Genomic DNA, 15,954 nt, shown 5'->3' with positions numbered 1-15,954 from the left:
ACGGATGACCACCGAGTACGACGTGATCGTGCTGGGCGCCGGACCGACCGGCGAGAACCTGGCGGACCGCACCCGGGCCGCGGGGCTGAGCACCGCGGTGATCGAGCGCGAGCTGGTCGGCGGTGAGTGCTCGTACTGGGCCTGCATGCCGAGCAAGGCGCTGCTGCGCCCGCCCGCCGCGCTGACCGCCGCCAGGGCGGTGGCCGGCTCCCGGGAGGCGGCCGGCGGCACGCTGGACGCCGAGGCGGTGCTGGCCCGCCGGGACGGCTTCGCCTCGCACTGGAAGGACGACGGCCAGGTCGCCTGGCTGGACGGGACCGGCGCGGAGCTGGTCCGCGGCTGGGCCGGCTGGACGGCGAGCGCCGGGTGCTGGTGCGCACCCTGGAGGGCGGCGAGCTGACGCTGACGGCGCGGCACGCGGTGGCGGTGTGCACCGGCACCCGGGCGGCGGTGCCGGAGCTGCCGGGGCTGGCCGACGCCCGGCCGTGGACCAGCCGGGAGGCGACCAGCTCGCGGACCGTGCCGGCCCGGCTGGTGGTGGTCGGCGGCGGCGTGGTCGGGGTGGAGATGGCCACCGCCTGGCAGGCACTGGGGTCGGCGGTGACGCTGCTGGTGCGCGGCTCGGCGCTGCTGCCGCGCCTGGAGCCGTTCGCCGGCGAGCTGGTGACCGCCGGGCTGCGGGCCGCCGGGGTGGACGTGCGGTTCGGCACCGCGGTGCGGGAGGTGCGGCGGGACGGGCCGCAGGTGACGGTGGAGCTGTCCGACGGCGGGAAGCTGCTCGCCGAGGAGGCGCTGTTCGCGACCGGGCGGGCGCCGCGCACCGACCACCTGGGCCTGGGCAGCGTCGGCCTGCGGGACGGCGACTGGCTGGACGTGGACGACAGCTGCCTGGTGAAGGGCGTGCCGGGCGGCTGGCTCTACGCCGCCGGGGACGTCAACCACCGGGCGCTGCTGACCCACCAGGGCAAGTACCAGGCCCGGATCGCCGGGGCCGCGATCGCCGCGCGTGCGCTGGGCCGCCCTGTGGACACCGAGCCGTGGGGCGCGCACGCGGCGACCGCGGACCACGCGGCGGTGCCGCAGGTGGTCTTCACCGAGCCGGAGGTGGCGGCGGTCGGCCTGAGCGAGGAGGAGGCCCGCGCGGCCGGTCACTCGATCAAGGTGGTCGACTACGATCTGGGCAGGGTGGCGGGCGCCTCGCTGTACGCGGACGACTACCGGGGCCGGGCCCGGATGGTGGTGGACCAGGACCGCGGGGTGCTGCTCGGGGCCACCTTCGTGGGCCCGGGCGTCGGCGAGCTGCTGCAGGCGGCGACCGTCGCCGTGGTCGGCCAGGTGCCGATCGCGCGGCTCTGGCACGCGGTGCCGGCGTATCCGACGGTCAGCGAGATCTGGCTGCGGCTGCTGGAGACCTACCGGGACGCGGAATAGCGGCGGCGGCCAGGTGGTTGGGCCGACCATGACTACCGTGGAACTCACCAAGGACAACTTCGACGAGGTCGTGAACGAGGACTCGTTCGTGCTGATCGACTTCTGGGCGTCCTGGTGCGGCCCGTGCAAGCAGTTCGCCCCGGTGTATGACAAGGCGGCCGAGGACCACCCCGATCTGGTCTTCGGCAAGGTCGACACCGAGGCGCAGACGGAGCTGGCGGCGGCCTTCGGCATCAGCTCGATCCCGACCCTGGCGATCGTCCGGGAGAACGTCCTGGTCTTCGCCCAGCCCGGTGCGCTGCCCGCGCCGGTGCTCGAGGATCTGATCCAGCAGGCCAAGTCCCTGGACATGAACGAGGTGCGCAGCAAGATCGCCGCGGAGTCGGGCAACAGCTGAGCCGTGGCTCCCTGTGTCGGAAGTCGGCCCCGCCGACTTCCGACGCAGAGCCAGCGCGCCGCCTACGGAGTGTAACCAGGCGCTCGCAGACTGGTGCGCATGAGACTTCGCACCGCCGCCACGGCGGCCCTCGCCCTGACCCTGGCCGCCCTGCTGGCCCCCGCGCCGGCCCTCGCCGCCGTACCGCCACACCGGCCGTCGGCGGCCGCCGGGCAGCGCGCCCTGACCCCGGCCGAGCAGAAGGTCGACACCTTCTTCGCCCGGTACCGGCAGGACGTCATCGACGGCAACTTCGGGGATGCCCGGCGGGCCCGCCACGCGTACATGACCCCCCAGCTCAACCAGAAGCTCGACCAGTGGGCCGCCACCCATGACGCCGACCCGGTCTTCCGGGCCGAGAACGTCCCGACCGACTGGACGGTCGGCTACGGCGGCAGTGGCGCCGGGCACACCACGGTGATCCTCACGGAGGAGTTCGGGGACGGCTCCAGCCTCCAAGTCTGGTACCAGCTGCGGCTTTCAGATCTGGTCATCAACGACCTGGAAAACGCACCCGTATAAGCGTATGTTATGCAAGTCGCAAGCTTCCCTATCCCCTGCCTCGTCTAGTGTGGTGAACGTGCCTCTTCTCGTCAGTCGCCGCCATGTGGACCTGCTCCGCGTCACGAGCATGTCCTGTCGCTGCTCGCACTGACCCAGACCGTTCCTCTTCCAGGACCCCGGCTCCGGGGGCGCCGCACCATCACGGCTGCGCCCCCGACCCCGACCGGCCACCCGCCGGACCCGCCGGGCCGACACCCAGCGGATGGCACCCTCATGTCGCAGCAGCACACCAACACCCTCCCCGTCATCGACCTCGCCGCCGCCTCCGGCACCCCCGCGCAGCGCGCCGCACTCCACGCGGACCTGCTGTACGCCGCCACCGAGGTGGGCTTCTTCCACCTGGTCGGCCACGGCGTCACCGAGGCGGAGACCAGCCGGCTGACCGAGGCGATGCACGCCTTCTTCGCCCTCCCCGAGGCCGACCGGTTGGCGATCAGCAACCTCAAGTCCCCGCAGTTCCGCGGCTACACGCGGATAGGCGCCGAGCGCACCGGCGGCCGGAGCGACTGGCGCGACCAGCTGGACATCGGCACCGAACTGCCGGAGCACCGGCCCGGCCCCGGCGAGCCGGCCTACTGGTGGCTGGAGGGCCCCAACCAGTGGCCGGAGCGGCTGCCCGAGCTGCGCACCGCCGCCCTGCACTGGATCGACCGGCTCGACCAGGTGGCCGCCCGGCTGCTGCGCGAGCTGCTCACCGCGATCGGCGCCCGCCCGGACTTCTACGACACCGCCTTCGCTGGCCACCCCGCGCACCACCTCAAGCTGGTCCGCTACCCCGGCAGCGCCCCGGACGGCGGCGGCCAGGGCGTCGGCACCCACAAGGACTACGGCTTCCTGACCCTGCTGCTCACCGACCGGGTGCCCGGCCTCCAGGTGGAGATGCCGGACGGCAGCTTCCTGGACGTGCCGCCGAAGCCGGGCGCCTTCGTGGTCAACCTGGGCGAGCTGCTGGAGGTGGCCACCGACGGCTACCTGAAGGCCACCAACCACCGCGTGGTCAGCCCGCCCGGTGCCCGCGAGCGCTACTCGGTGCCGTTCTTCTACAACCCGCGCCTGGACGCCCACATCGCCCCGCTGGAGTTCCCGCACGCCCACACCGCCCCGGGCGCCACCGAGGACCCGGCCAACCCGCTCTTCGCGGAGTTCGGCGAGAACGAGTTGAAGGGGTACCGCCGCGCTCACCCCGAGGTCGCCGAGCGGTACTACGCGCACGCCTGAGCCCGGACTCCTGGTGGGGTGGCACTGCTAGTGTCACAGCAGGACTGTCCCACCAGGAGCGTTGATGCCCGCGACCCCGCCGACCGCGCCGCTTCGGCTCACCGTTGACGAACTCGCCGCCCGCGCCGGGGTCACGGTGCGCACGCTGCGCTTCTACAGCGGTCGCGGCCTGCTGCCGCCGCCGGAGCTGGGGCCGCGCCGGGTCGGCTGGTACGGCGCGGCGCACCTGGACCGCCTGGAACTGATCGAGGAGCTGCAGCGGCAGGGCCTCACCCTCGCCGCGATCGAGCGCTACCTCGCGCAACTCCCGAAGGACATCGGCTCCCTGGACCTGGCCATCCACCGCGCCCTGGTGGCCGCCTGGACTCCGGAGTCGGCCGAGGAGGCCGATGTCGAGCGGCTCTCGCAGCGGGTCGGCCGGCAGTTGAGCGGCGCCGACCTCGACCGCCTGGTGGCGATGGGCGCGCTGCACCGCACCGACCGGCCCGAGGTGTTCCGGGTCGACCCGGGCCTGCTGCCGCTCGGCGCCCGGGTGTTGGACCTGCCGATACCGCTGGAGACCATCATGGCCACCCGGGCGGCGGTCCGGCTGCACAGCCAGGCCACCGCCCGGGAACTGCACCGGCTGTTCCGCGAGACGGTCTGGAAGCCGCTGCGCGAACGCGAGTCGGACCCGGCCGAGTTGGACCGGATGCGGGAGCTCACCGCCGAGGTCGAACCACTGCTGACCCAGGCCCTGGTGACGGCCTTCCACCGCTCGCTGGCCGAGGCGCTGGCCGAGAGCTCGGCCCGCACCGGCGACGGCTGAGGCCTACTGCGCCTGCGGCGGCTGGCCGGTGCTGGACGACACGTCGAGCGCGACGACCTGCCCGTTCGGCTTGAACTCGACGATCGGTATCGCCTTGTTCACCGGATTGCCGTTGTTGTCCAGCGAGATCAGGCCGCTGGCCCCCTCGATCGCGGTCGGCCCGTAGAGGGCGGTGAGCATCTGGATGACGGTGGAGCCGGTGACCTGGTCGGGCGGGGTGCTGGCGGAGACGGCGGCCCGGATCGCCACCACGGCGGCCAGCAGCGCGTCATGGCCCATGATGGCCTGGCCGTCGAAGAGCTCCTCGTTGGAGAACTGCCGGGTGAACTCGCCGCCGGCGGTGAACGGCTCGATGGCGGCGGCCGAGTAGACCTGCGGCGCCAGCTTCCAGGCGTCCGGGTGCGCCAGGCCGGTGTACAGCAGCCGGATGTTGCCCACGCTCAGCGCCTTCTTCACCTCCTCCCGGCCCGCCGACTGCGTCACCTGTGACGCGTCGTCCCCCGCGATCACGATCAACTGCTGGTCGACGCACTGGCGTTGCGAGAGCGGTGCGAGGAACTGGGGCAGGTCGATGCCACGGCCGGCGAAGAACACCGCGGCGGGCCGGTTCTGGCACAGGCCGGCCATCTGGTTGGCGAAGTTGGTGGAGACCCCCTGCTCGCCGGAGTCGAAGACCATGTCGTGCGGCAGCAGTTGCGCGTGGTAGTTCTTCTTGAACTGGTCGGCGAGCGAGCTGCTGTAGAGGTCTCCCTTCACGGCGTCCCTGACCAGCTGGACCTTGGCGTTCGGCTTGTCCTTGAGGTACGACTGCAGGAACGCCCCGGCGGCAGCCGCCTCGTCGGAGTTGGGCGGCGCCACCCGCACCAGGCCGTGCGTCGGGGTGAGTTCGTCCGCGGTGATCACCGAGCCGAAGGCGGCCAGGCCGTCCTGGGTGATCCGGTCGATGGTGCCCTTGGTGCCCGTGGTGCTGGTGCCCAGCCCCGCGACCGCGACGATGTGGTCCTGGGCGCGGTGCGCCTCGATCTGGCCGAGCGTGTAGTCCCGCTGCCCCTCGTCGTGTCCGGGATTCGCCAGTAGCAGCCGGATCTTCGGTGCGTCGCCGTTGGTGTTCCGGTGGTTGGCGAGGTACTGGGCGATGTAGGCGCCCTCGAGCTCATGCCGGATCGAGTCGGCGGTGCTGGTGCCGTCCGCGCTGGGGACGGCGGGCAGCAGGTAGACCACGCCTACCCAGGGGGTGCTGCCGGACGTCACCCCCTGGTTCTCGGCGGCGATCAGCCCGGAGACCTTCGTCAGGTCGGGGGTGAAGCTGAAGTGGCGGCTCCCGTCGGTCAGTCCGACGCACTCGTGGTTCGCGCCGCGCTTGGCCAGGCCCTCGCCGCAGCTGGTGCTCGCCGGGCGCAGCCCCACGTAGAGCCCGGTGCCGAGCATGACGAGCGCCGCCGCCATCGCCGTGCCCCCGGTGCGCCGCCGCCACCAGGGCTTCGGCGGGTCCCAGGGCTCCGGTTCGGTGAGGTCGTTCGAGGAAAGCGGTGTCATCGCGGTGGACCTCCAGACTGCTCACTGCTTCAGAACGAGTGGCTCTCGTAGCGGGCGGCCTCGGAGCGCAGCACGGCGCCGTTCGCGTCGGGGGTGTGCAGGGCGAGGTCCCGGAAGGAGGCGCTGATGGTGAAGTTGAGCTCCGGCCGGGCGCTGGGCAGCCGGTTGCGCGGGTCGACGGCCAGCCACAGCGCGGTGACCAGCAGGGCCAGCGCGCGGTGCCGGCGGAAGGCCTCGGGGGCCAGCCGGCGGGCGAGTTGGTCGGCCCGGTGCGAGGCGGAGACCGTGGCGTCCACCGGCTCGCGCATCGGCGCCGCGGTGATCGCGTACAGCTCGTAGAGCCAGGCCTCGGTGGGCAGGCTGCTCAGGCCGGCCTCCAGGTGCGCGACGACCGACTCGACCTGCCCGAGCGAGAGTTGGTGGGACAGGGCGCTCACCTGGTGGCCCTCGCGGTCGGCGTGCCAGTCGTGCAGGCGCTGGTGTGCGGTGTCCCAGTCCGGATACGGGCCGCCCGGGCCGCGGGCGGCCAACTCCCGGAGCAGCAGCAGCCAGAGCCAGGGTTGCAGCATCAGGGTGTCGGGCAGCGGCTGCGGGTGGGCGGTGCGGCCGGTGGTCGGCAGATAGCCGGAGCCGCGGCCGCCCCGGGTGCCCGCGTCCTCGGTCAGCGACGGCACCAGCCATAGCCGCTCCGCCGTCTCCTCCAGCAGGGTCTCCCTGATCCGGTCCGGGAACCCGGTCAGCAGCGGGGAGTTGACCGCCGACGCGATGTCCCGGGAGGCCGCGCAGGTGGCCAGCGCCGCCAGCTGCTCCGCCTCCATGTCCTGCAGCAGGTAGCGCAGCGACTCCTGACGGAGCGTCAGCCTGTTGTCATCCGCCGGCCTGGCGGTGGTGACCTCCGGACCGACCGGCCCGGAGTCCAGGATGCCGCGCAGCCGGTTGTCGGCGTCCTGGTGGTCGATCATGCGGGCGGCGGCCTGCTGCATCCGCAGCACGCTCCACGGGTGGCCGTAGGTCAGGCGGTGGACCAGCGGGGTGGCCTCCGGCAGCTGCGGGTCGATCGCGGCCGCCAGCCGCGACACCTGGCCCGCCGTCAGATCCGGCAGCTGGACGGCGTACCACCACCAGGAGGAGTCCGCCGGGAACTGCGGGATGCCGGACCGCCAGTCGGCGTACGACGCCTGGTGGGCGTCCCTGATCCGCAGCCCGGCCGGCCCGGGGTCGAACGGCCCCGGCACGGCCCGCGCGGTGGAGGCGGCGGCGACCGCCAGCAGCGGATCGCAGCCGCCGCCGTCGCGCTGCATCAGCGAATCCCGCACCTCCAGCAGCAGCGCCAGGAACCGGGTGCCGCCACCGCGGTCGATGTTGTCCAGCACCACCAGGCAGTTGCGCTCCCGGCCGGCGCCGCCGGGCCGTTGGTAGGCGGCCCGCAGATCGGCCAGGAACGCCTCGCAGAGCAGCCGGTCCACCCGGTTCTGGTCGGCCTGGTGCTCGCTCTTGCTCCGCTCGTTGAGGGCGACCAGGGCGTCCAGCGCGGGCTGGCCGCGGTCGCCGCCGTACCACTCCAGGCCGGCCCGGGAGGAGGCGTTCAGCAGCCGCGGACCCAGCCCGCGCAGCAGCAGCGCGGCCAGCAGCCCGGCTCCCGGCACCGGGATCACGCCGAAGTCGTTGAGCAGGCCGACGCCTTCGGAGAGCGCGTCGGCCAGCAGGCCGGCGCCGCGGGCCCGGGCCTCCCGCATCCGCTTCTCCAACTGGCGGCGCGCGCGGTCCGGGCTGGTCACGTCCAGCCTCAGGTCGGGGTCGACGGCCACCAGTCCGTGCGTCAGCCTGGGGAAGCGCGGCCCCTTGGGGCTGAGCGAGAGCCGGAACGCCAGCCGCGCCGCCACCTCGTGCGGGCGCAGCGTGCCGGCGGCGAAGTCGTGCCCGGCCTGCGGCGCGGTGGACGCGCGGTGCGCCAGGTAGCGCAGCACCGAGGTCTTGCCGCTGCCGTGCCGGCCGAGCAGGGCGATCACCGGCAGCTCCCGGTCCGGCCGCCGCTCCCCCGGCGTCCGGGCGCGCACCCAGCAGTCGCGCACCAGATCCTCGATGGCCTCGACGCCCAGCAGGCGTCTTGGTGTGTCGGGCACGCTGCCGTTCCCCTCCCCTCGAAGGTGATCACGCCGCATGGCGAGCACTCATGGTGCCATGAAGTCCCGCTTTCCGTCGGCGGATTGACCGTGATCAGTACCGGACTGATATCTGGTGCGGGGGCGTGCCGGGCAGCACGAACGGGCGTGTACGTCTGAATTCACCACCCCGTCCGGCGCAACCAGCGCTCGGCCGCAGGGCGCGACCGCATCGCGCCACCGCGCCCGTCTTGGCATCACCCGAGCTGACGGTAGATGCTCTGCATGCGGCCGGTCAGCGGCCGCCGCAGCGCGACACCTTGGGGAGGAACTCATGAAGTTCTCGCGCACCAGCACCACCCTCGCCGTCGCCACCCTGCTGCTCGGCAGCGCCACCGCGCTGGCCGCCCCGGGCCAGGCCGCCACCCCCAGCCGCTTCGACGACGGCAGCTTCGAGTTCCCGACCGCCCCCGCCAACTCGTTCACCGAGCCCGGCACCGGCCAGAGCATCGGCCCGTGGCAGGTCACCAGCGGCAACGTCGACCTGATCGGCGCCGGCTTCTGGCAGGCCGCCGAGGGCGACCAGTCCGTGGACCTGAACGGCAGCACCGCCGGCACCATCGCCCAGACCTTCACCACCACCCCGGGCACCACCTACACGGTGACCTATTCCCTGGCCGGCAACCCGGTGGTCGGCCCGACGGTCAAGACCGGCCACGCCGACATCGACGGCCAGGACTTCCAGGACTTCAGCTTCAACATCACCGGCAAGTCCACCACCACCATGGGCTACGTGGGCCGCCAGTTCACCTTCGTCGCCGCCAACGCCACCACCACCCTCTCGTTCGCCAGCGCCACCACCGGCTACGCCGGCCCGGTGATCGACAACGTCCAGGTGCTGCCCTGCAAGCCGTGCCCGACCTGCTAGCCGCTGGCTGAAGGTGGGCCGGACCGCCGGCCCACCTCTCCTTTACCGGTGCCCGAGCACCTCCGCGGTCCGCAGGAAGCCGTCCGCGCCGTGCCCCAGCTCGATGGCGCGACGGGCCATGGCCTCGGCGGCACGCATCACACCGGCGTCGATGCCGTGCTCCTCACTGACGTGCACGACATGGGCCATCGATGACACCGCCGAGGTCATCGGGTTGCCCGCACCGGAGAAGGCGCCGCCGTCCAGGTCCGCCGCGCCCTGTTCGAAGAGCGGCGGCAGGATCGCACCGATGCCCTTCGCGAACGGCAGCAGCTCCCGCGCGCCGATGCCTTCCGCCCGCGCGATCGCCAAGGCGTGCGCATAACCCGCCATCGCGGTCCAGAAGATGTCGAGCAGCGCGATCTCGTAGGCAGCGGCGCGCCCGACCTCCTCGCCGAGGTGGGTCTGCGTCCCGCCCAGCGCGGCCAGGGTCGGCCGCAGCTCCTGGTGCAGCTCCGCCGGGCCGGCGTAGTTGATCACCGCGGCAGGCGTGCCGATGGAGGTGGTCGGCGTCATGATCGCACCGTCCAGGTAGCGGATCCCCTGCTCGGCCGCCCACCGTGCCGACTCCCGGGCCCGGCCCGGAGTATCGGCCGTCAGGTTGACCACCGTGCGGCCGCGCAGTGCGTCGGCCACCTCCGGCCGGCGCACGATGGCGTCCACCGCGTCGTCGTTCACCACGCAGACCACGATCAACTCGGCTGCCGCAGCTGCTTCTTCCGCCGATCCCGCAGCGGCCGCACCCCGCGCGGCCAACTCCCCGTCCCGGCCCGGCGTCCGGTTCCACACCGTGGTCCGCAGCCCCGCGTCGAGGAACGCGCCGGCCAGTGCCCGCCCCATCGGCCCCAGGCCGAGCACGGTGACGGCAGACTGGTCAAGGTTTTCGGACATGCTTCAACTCCCATATGAGGATGGACAGTGACGCGCAGTCGAGCTCAGGACCCGAATGTCTGCGGAGTGACCGCCGCGATCGCCGTGATCGACGGCAAGTGGAAGACGGTGCTGCTCTGGCTGCTGGAATCCGGCCCGCAGCGCCCCGGCGAGCTGCGCCGGAAGCTGCCGGGTCTCAGCGAGAAGGTGCTGACGCAGGCGCTCCGCGAGATGGCGGAGGACGGCCTGGTGCACCGCGAGGTGCACGACGTGCTGCCGCTCAAGACCGTCTATTCGCTGACCGGTTTCGGCCGTGACCTCGCCACCGCGCTGGCCCCGCTCTCCGATTGGGGCCACCGCCGCCTGGAGCAGCTCGCGGCCGCCCGGTCGGCCACCTGACGCCTCGCCACCCCGACTCCCACCTGAACTGATCACCGCCTGCGCGCAATCAGCTTCACCCACCCGTGATCGACCGCCAAGTACCCACAAAAAGGTGGCCACTCGCGGGCCGTGAACCGGCGGCCCACCGAGCCGGTGCGGTTGAATGGCTCGCGTAGCGGGGCCCAACGCCCCGCGCAAACGGGGAGGTGCGGGCGGGGTGCGGGTTCTGGCGGACCGGTACGAGCTGGTGAGGTTCATCGGCCGAGGCGGTATGGGTGAAGTCTGGGAGGGCCGGGACCAGGTCATCGGCCGCCCGGTGGCCGTCAAGTTGCTGCCGCACCAGGTGAGTCCTGGCTCGGTGGACCTGTTCTTCCGGGAGGCCCGCACGGCCGGTGGCCTGAACCACCGCAGTGTGGTGACCGTGCACGACATCGGGCAGGACCCGGCCGACGGCACGCTCTTCCTGGTGATGGAGTTCGTGGCCGGGAGCAATCTGGCGGCGCGGCTTCGCGCGGACGGCCCGCCACCGGTGCCGACGGCGGTGGACTGGGCGGACCAGACGGCCGCCGCCTTGGGCGCCGCACACCAGGCGAACGTGGTGCACCGCGACCTCAAGCCGGCGAACCTGATGCTGACCGCCGGCGGCGAGGTCAAGGTGCTGGACTTCGGGATCGCCCGCTACATGGAAGGCACCAACCAGTCCAGCCAAGTCATGGGCACCCTGGCCTACATGGCCCCGGAGCGGTTCGACGGCGCACCGGGCGACGCCCGCTCCGACCTGTACGCGCTGGGCTGCGTGCTGCACGAGTTCCTCACCGGCGCCCCGCCGTTCCAGGAGACCGGCCCGCTCGCCATGATGAACGCGCACCTGCGACGCACTCCCGTCGCCCCGAGTGCGCTCCGCCCCGACGTCCCCGCCGCCCTCGACGCCCTGGTGATGCGGCTGCTCGCCAAGGACCCGGCCGCGCGGCCGAGTTCGACGTACGAGGTCCAGGCCGTGCTGCGGGCGGTCGCCGCGGGGGCCGCGCCCACAGCCACTGCAGCGCCCACTCCCGCGCCCATCGCAGCGCCCACTCCGACCGCAGCGGCGACCGCCGGGCCGCCCCCGACCCCCGTGGTGATGGCCAGCATCGTCCACGACGCACCGCAGTTCCCCCCGCCGGGGTTCCCGGCGGCCACCGTCCCCCTCGGCGCGGCGGCCGGCGCGGCTCCCACCCATCGCGGTCCGCGCATCACCGTCGCGGCGGCCGGAGTGCTCTCGCTGGTGTCGCTGCTGGCACTGCCCTTGTGGGACCAGTGGCGGGAGAGCGAGGCCATCACGGGCTTGGACCTGCTGCTCGGCAAGACCTCCTGGGAGGCGGCACCGTGGATCTGGCCGCCCACCGTGGCGATGGCGCTGCTCACCGTGCTGGCTCTGGCCACGGCCTGGCCCCGCCGGTCCCGCCTCGGTACCGGCGTCTGCTGGGCGGCGATACCCATCGGCCTGCTCGCCACCGCCTCGGCGGTGGTACTGGGCATGCTGGCGGTCGACCTCGGGACCAGCGCCTGCGGCGCCGCACACGCCTCGAGTCCCATGCGGGCCGCACTGGCCCGCCGCTGCCTCAGCTCGACGGGCCTGGACTTCGGCTTCTACGTCGGCGCCGCGGCCACCCTGCTCGTCGCCTGCGGTGGCCTGTGGGCGCTGGTCCAGCAGCTGCGCCACCGGCGCCGCACCGCCTGAGGGCACTCGGCCGGGCGTGTCTGACGGTGGATCGGCAATCGTCGCGGTCCGATCCGCCGTCAGGGCTGCTGGCCGCTTGAACGGCTGACTGTCCGCCAACCGGGTGCCCACGAACCATTAGCGGTCTGTAGCGGTGTCCGATACATGGCGTCACTGCTATCGATAGTGGGCATGAGACCTGTAGAGAACCCACCCCCGCCCGGTCCCCGGGTCCGGAGGTCCCGATCCCGGTTCGCTGCGGCGGCCCTCACGATGGTCCTGGGCATCGGCCTGTCGTTCGGCGCCACCGGCACCGCGCACGCGCTGCCCAAGACCCGTGACCTGGTGAAGACCGAGCCGAACGCCGGGCGCCAGACCCGGGCCGCCGGCTCCACCCTGGTCAACGAGACCTTCACGGGAGTCGACGCCCCGGACTTCACCGGCGTCGGGTCGGCCTGCCTCACCGGCGCGGCCGAGGTTCCCTCACCGCCGGCCCCCGGGGATCACCCGCTCGGCGGTTGCGACCCGGGCATCGGCCCGGTGCCGCCCAACAACGCCGCCCCCTACGGCTACCTGCGGCTGACGGACTCCAGGAACGACCAGTCGGGTGCCGTCCTCTACAACAACCCGGTCCCGGCCAACGAGGGTCTCAACGTCACCTTCGACCAGTGGCAGTACGGGAGCACCACCCCCAACACCCCGGCCGACGGGATCTCGTTCTTCCTGGTCAACGGCGATGGCGCGCTGACCCACCCGGGTGCCTTCGGCGGCAGCCTCGGATACGCGCAGAAGCTTCCCGACGACGTCCCCAGCAACACGTTCCTGCCCGGCGTCGACCGCGGCTACCTGGGCGTCGGCCTCGACGTCCTCGGGAACTACTTCGGCGACTGGGAGCACCGCGGCAACGGCTGCAACCCCAGGTCGCCCGCCGGAACCGGGTTCCGCATCCCCGCACCCGGCGCCAACATGGTCACGGTGCGCGGCCCGGGTGACGGTCTCGAGGGCTACTGCTTCATGACCGCCACCAGCAGCAACTTCAGCACCAGCAGCCCCTGGCCCAGCACGTTGCCCGGCCGCCTGCAGGGCCCGACCACCGCGCTGCCCCCGGGTGCCACCCCGCAGGAGGCCGAGGCCGCGCTGGAGGAGTCCCGCCGCCGGGTGCACATCGAGCTCAGCCCGGCGCCCAACCCGGTCCTGACCGTGTCCATCGACTTCAACGACGGCCACGGGTTCCAGCAGGTGCTCCACACCCCGGCCCCGATGCCGGTGCCGCCCACCTACAAGTTCGGCTTCGCCGCCTCCACCGGCCTGTTCACCGACGAGCACCTGATCCGCCACGTGGTCGTCACCTCCGACCAGCCGCTGCCCCGGCTGAACCTGGTCAAGCAGGTGGTCAAGCCGCTGCCGGGTGACCTGGTGGCCGGTTCCCGGGTGCCCTACCAGTTCGTGGTGACCAACTCCGGTGGCACGACCATCAACGGGCTCACCGTCAACGATCCGAAGATCGGCCCGGTGAGCTGCCCCACCACGACGCTGGCACCCAACGAGACGGTCACCTGTACCGCCACCTACACCGTCACGGCCGCCGATGTGAGGCACGGGTCCATCGACAACACGGCCACCGCGACCGGCACCTCGGACGGTGAGACGGTCACCTCGCTGCCGTCCTCGGAGAGCGTGCCGCTCGACCAGCCGCCGGGTCTGGAAGTCGAGAAGGCGACCCGGACCTCCGGCCCCTACCATGTCGGCCAGACGGTCGCCTTCGACTACACCGTCCGCAACACCGGTGGTGCGGTGCTCCACGACGTCAAGGTGAACGACGACCACGTCACCGGCATCAGCTGCCAGTCGACCACCCTGCAGCCGGTGGGCTCCCCGGGTGACAGCACCACCTGCACCGGCAGCTACACGATCACCCAGGACGACGGCACGGCCGGCTTCGTGACCAACACGGCCACCGCCACCGGTCTCACCGAGGACGGCCAGAGCGTCACCTCCCCGGAGACCGACGCGACCCTGCCGGTCGGAACACCGCACGTCACCCTGACCAAGAGCGCGGACGAGCCCGGCCCGTTCTTCGTCGGCGACACCGTGCACTACTCCTACACCGTGCAGAACACCGGAACCACCGAGCTGCACGGCGTGCTGGTCACCGACGACCGGGTCGGCGGCATCAGCTGCGGCACGACCGACCTCACCGCCGGCGCGAGCACCACCTGCCACGGCACCTACACGGTCACCCAAGCCGATGTCGACGTCTGCCACCAGACCAACCCGCCCGGCGCCCCGTGCCACGTCACCAACATCGCGGTGGCGTCGGGCACCGACCCGGGTGGCAACCAGGCCAGCAGCGACCAGGCCACGGCCACCGTCGAGGTGCGCGAGCACGCGCCGGAGCTCAGCCTCGCCAAGCGGGCGGACGAGCCCGGGCCGTTCCTCGTCGGCGACACCGTCCACTACACCTACACCGCCCGCAACACCGGCAACACCGAGCTGCACAACCTGCAGATCACCGACGACCACGTCACCGGCATCAGCTGCGACGCGACCGACCTCGCCCCCGGCGCCAGCACCACCTGCCACGGCAGCTACACGGTCACCCAGCACGACCTCGACGTCTGCGACACCAACGGCGACGCGGTCTGCCACGTCACCAACATCGCCACGGCGCACGCCACCGACCCGTCGGGCAACCAGACCCAGAGCGAGGAGGCCGTGGCCACCGTCGAGGTGCGCGAGCGCCAGGCGTCGGCCCTCACCCTCGCCAAGGCGGCGGACGAGCCCGGGCCTTTCGTGGTCGGTGACACCGTCCGCTACACGTACACCGTCCGCAACACCGGCAACACCGAACTGCACGGCGTGCTGGTCACGGACGACCACATCGCCGACATCAGGTGCGACACCACCGACCTCGCCCCCGGCGCCGGCACCACCTGCCACGGCACCTACACGATCACCGAGCACGACCTCATCTGCGATCAGGCGAGCCGCTGCCACGTCACCAACACCGCCGTGGCGACCGCGACCGACCCCTCGGGCAACCAGGTCCAGAGCGAGGAGGCCACCCACACGATCGAGGTGCGTCAGCACGCGCCGGCCCTCACCCTGACCAAGAAGGCCGACGAGCCCGGCCCGTTCGTGGTCGGCGACACCGTCCACTACACCTACACCGTCCACAACACCGGCAACACCAAGCTGCACAACCTGCAGATCACCGACAACCACGTCACCGGCATCAGCTGCGACACCACCGACCTCGCCCCCGGCGCCAGCACCACCTGCCACGGCACCTACACGATCGCCGAGCACGACCTCAGCTGCGAAACGGCGCACCCCGACACCTGCCACATCACCAACCTCGCCGTGGCCGGGGCCACCGACCCGTCGGGCAACCAGATCAACAGCGACGAGGCCGAGTTCACCATCCGGGTGCGCGAGCACGAGGCGCCGCACCTCACCCTGGCCAAGAAGGCCGACGAGCCCGGCCCGTTCTTCGTCGGTGACACCGTCCACTACACGTACCACGTGCAGAACACCGGAACCACCGAGCTGCACAACGTGACGGTCCAGGACGACCACGTCAGCGAGATCACCTGCAGCGCAACCCACCTCGCCCCCGGCCAGAGCACCACCTGCCACGGGACGTACCGGGTCACCAAGCACGACCTCGTCTGCGACAAGACGGACCGGGCGGACCGGGCGGACAAGGGCCAGTCCGACACCTGCCACGTCACCAACACTGCGGTGGCCACGGCAACCGATCCGTCCGGCAACCAGGTTCGCAGCGACGAGGCCGAGTTCACCATCACGGTGTGCCTGGAGAAGAAGCACCACCACCATCACGGCCGGCCCGAGGAGTGAGCCTCAAGGCCTGCCTGAGCACCTCCTGACCCACGCAGCGCCCGCCCCGCCCCGCCGGATCACCGGATCCGGCGGGGCGGG

Annotated in this window: 11 protein-coding genes and 1 pseudogene; 9 read left to right on the top strand and 3 right to left on the bottom strand. The window is 72.3% G+C overall.

Annotated elements, in window-relative coordinates; all coding sequences use genetic code 11:
- Window positions 1–4 precede the first annotated feature (4 nt).
- The 5 genes and pseudogenes from E6W39_RS32505 to E6W39_RS32485 all read left to right on the top strand — a co-directional run bounded on the left by E6W39_RS32505 (window position 5) and on the right by E6W39_RS32485 (window position 4,457).
- Window positions 5–1,431, top strand: a pseudogene (locus E6W39_RS32505) (dihydrolipoyl dehydrogenase family protein).
- Window positions 1,432–1,459: 28 nt separating this feature from the next.
- Window positions 1,460–1,828, top strand: coding sequence for a thioredoxin family protein (locus E6W39_RS32500; RefSeq protein WP_101379615.1), 369 nt, complete (start codon window positions 1,460–1,462; stop codon window positions 1,826–1,828).
- 99 nt (window positions 1,829–1,927) lie between these two features.
- Window positions 1,928–2,389: a hypothetical protein gene (locus tag E6W39_RS32495; protein ID WP_141636528.1), complete on the top strand. Its 462-nt coding sequence runs from the start codon at window positions 1,928–1,930 to the stop codon at window positions 2,387–2,389.
- A gap of 255 nt (window positions 2,390–2,644) precedes the next feature.
- Entirely contained in the window at window positions 2,645–3,649 is a 1,005-nt protein-coding gene (locus E6W39_RS32490; protein WP_141636527.1) for an isopenicillin N synthase family dioxygenase, read from the top strand.
- A gap of 64 nt (window positions 3,650–3,713) precedes the next feature.
- The gene (locus E6W39_RS32485) at window positions 3,714–4,457 is read left to right on the top strand and encodes a MerR family transcriptional regulator (RefSeq protein ID WP_141636526.1); all 744 of its coding nucleotides are present in this window, start codon (window positions 3,714–3,716) and stop codon (window positions 4,455–4,457) included.
- Between the two features lie 3 nt (window positions 4,458–4,460).
- Here the strand turns inward: E6W39_RS32485 and E6W39_RS32480 are convergent, their stop codons facing one another.
- Both E6W39_RS32480 and E6W39_RS32475 read right to left on the bottom strand, forming a co-directional pair.
- Window positions 4,461–5,993: a type 1 periplasmic-binding domain-containing protein gene (locus tag E6W39_RS32480; RefSeq protein ID WP_141636525.1), complete on the bottom strand. Its 1,533-nt coding sequence runs from the start codon at window positions 5,991–5,993 to the stop codon at window positions 4,461–4,463.
- A gap of 29 nt (window positions 5,994–6,022) precedes the next feature.
- The gene (locus E6W39_RS32475) at window positions 6,023–8,116 is read right to left on the bottom strand and encodes a P-loop NTPase family protein (protein WP_141636524.1); all 2,094 of its coding nucleotides are present in this window, start codon (window positions 8,114–8,116) and stop codon (window positions 6,023–6,025) included.
- Window positions 8,117–8,429: 313 nt separating this feature from the next.
- Here E6W39_RS32475 and E6W39_RS32470 point away from each other — a divergent pair, with 313 nt between their 5' ends.
- Window positions 8,430–9,023 (top strand): choice-of-anchor C family protein, encoded by a 594-nt coding sequence (locus E6W39_RS32470; protein ID WP_141636523.1) that lies wholly within the window; start codon window positions 8,430–8,432, stop codon window positions 9,021–9,023.
- A gap of 42 nt (window positions 9,024–9,065) precedes the next feature.
- Here E6W39_RS32470 and E6W39_RS32465 read toward each other — a convergent pair whose 3' ends face one another.
- Window positions 9,066–9,953: an NAD(P)-dependent oxidoreductase gene (locus tag E6W39_RS32465; RefSeq protein WP_141636522.1), complete on the bottom strand. Its 888-nt coding sequence runs from the start codon at window positions 9,951–9,953 to the stop codon at window positions 9,066–9,068.
- 27 nt (window positions 9,954–9,980) lie between these two features.
- Between E6W39_RS32465 and E6W39_RS32460 the strand changes: the two genes are divergently transcribed.
- The 3 genes from E6W39_RS32460 to E6W39_RS32450 all read left to right on the top strand — a co-directional run bounded on the left by E6W39_RS32460 (window position 9,981) and on the right by E6W39_RS32450 (window position 15,873).
- On the top strand, window positions 9,981–10,331 hold the full coding sequence (locus E6W39_RS32460; protein ID WP_141636521.1) for a winged helix-turn-helix transcriptional regulator: 351 nt from the start codon (window positions 9,981–9,983) through the stop codon (window positions 10,329–10,331).
- A 199-nt stretch (window positions 10,332–10,530) separates the two neighbouring features.
- Window positions 10,531–12,033 carry a serine/threonine-protein kinase gene (locus tag E6W39_RS32455; RefSeq protein ID WP_141636520.1) on the top strand — a complete coding sequence of 501 codons (1,503 nt, stop codon included), beginning with the start codon at window positions 10,531–10,533 and terminating at the stop codon, window positions 12,031–12,033.
- Window positions 12,034–12,285: 252 nt separating this feature from the next.
- Window positions 12,286–15,873 carry a DUF7507 domain-containing protein gene (locus E6W39_RS32450; protein WP_141636519.1) on the top strand — a complete coding sequence of 1,196 codons (3,588 nt, stop codon included), beginning with the start codon at window positions 12,286–12,288 and terminating at the stop codon, window positions 15,871–15,873.
- Window positions 15,874–15,954 lie beyond the last annotated feature (81 nt).

The organism is Kitasatospora acidiphila, from assembly GCF_006636205.1.
Taxonomy (GTDB): Bacteria; Actinomycetota; Actinomycetes; order Streptomycetales; family Streptomycetaceae; genus Kitasatospora; species Kitasatospora acidiphila.
This window is presented reverse-complemented; position numbering and strand designations above follow the sequence as displayed.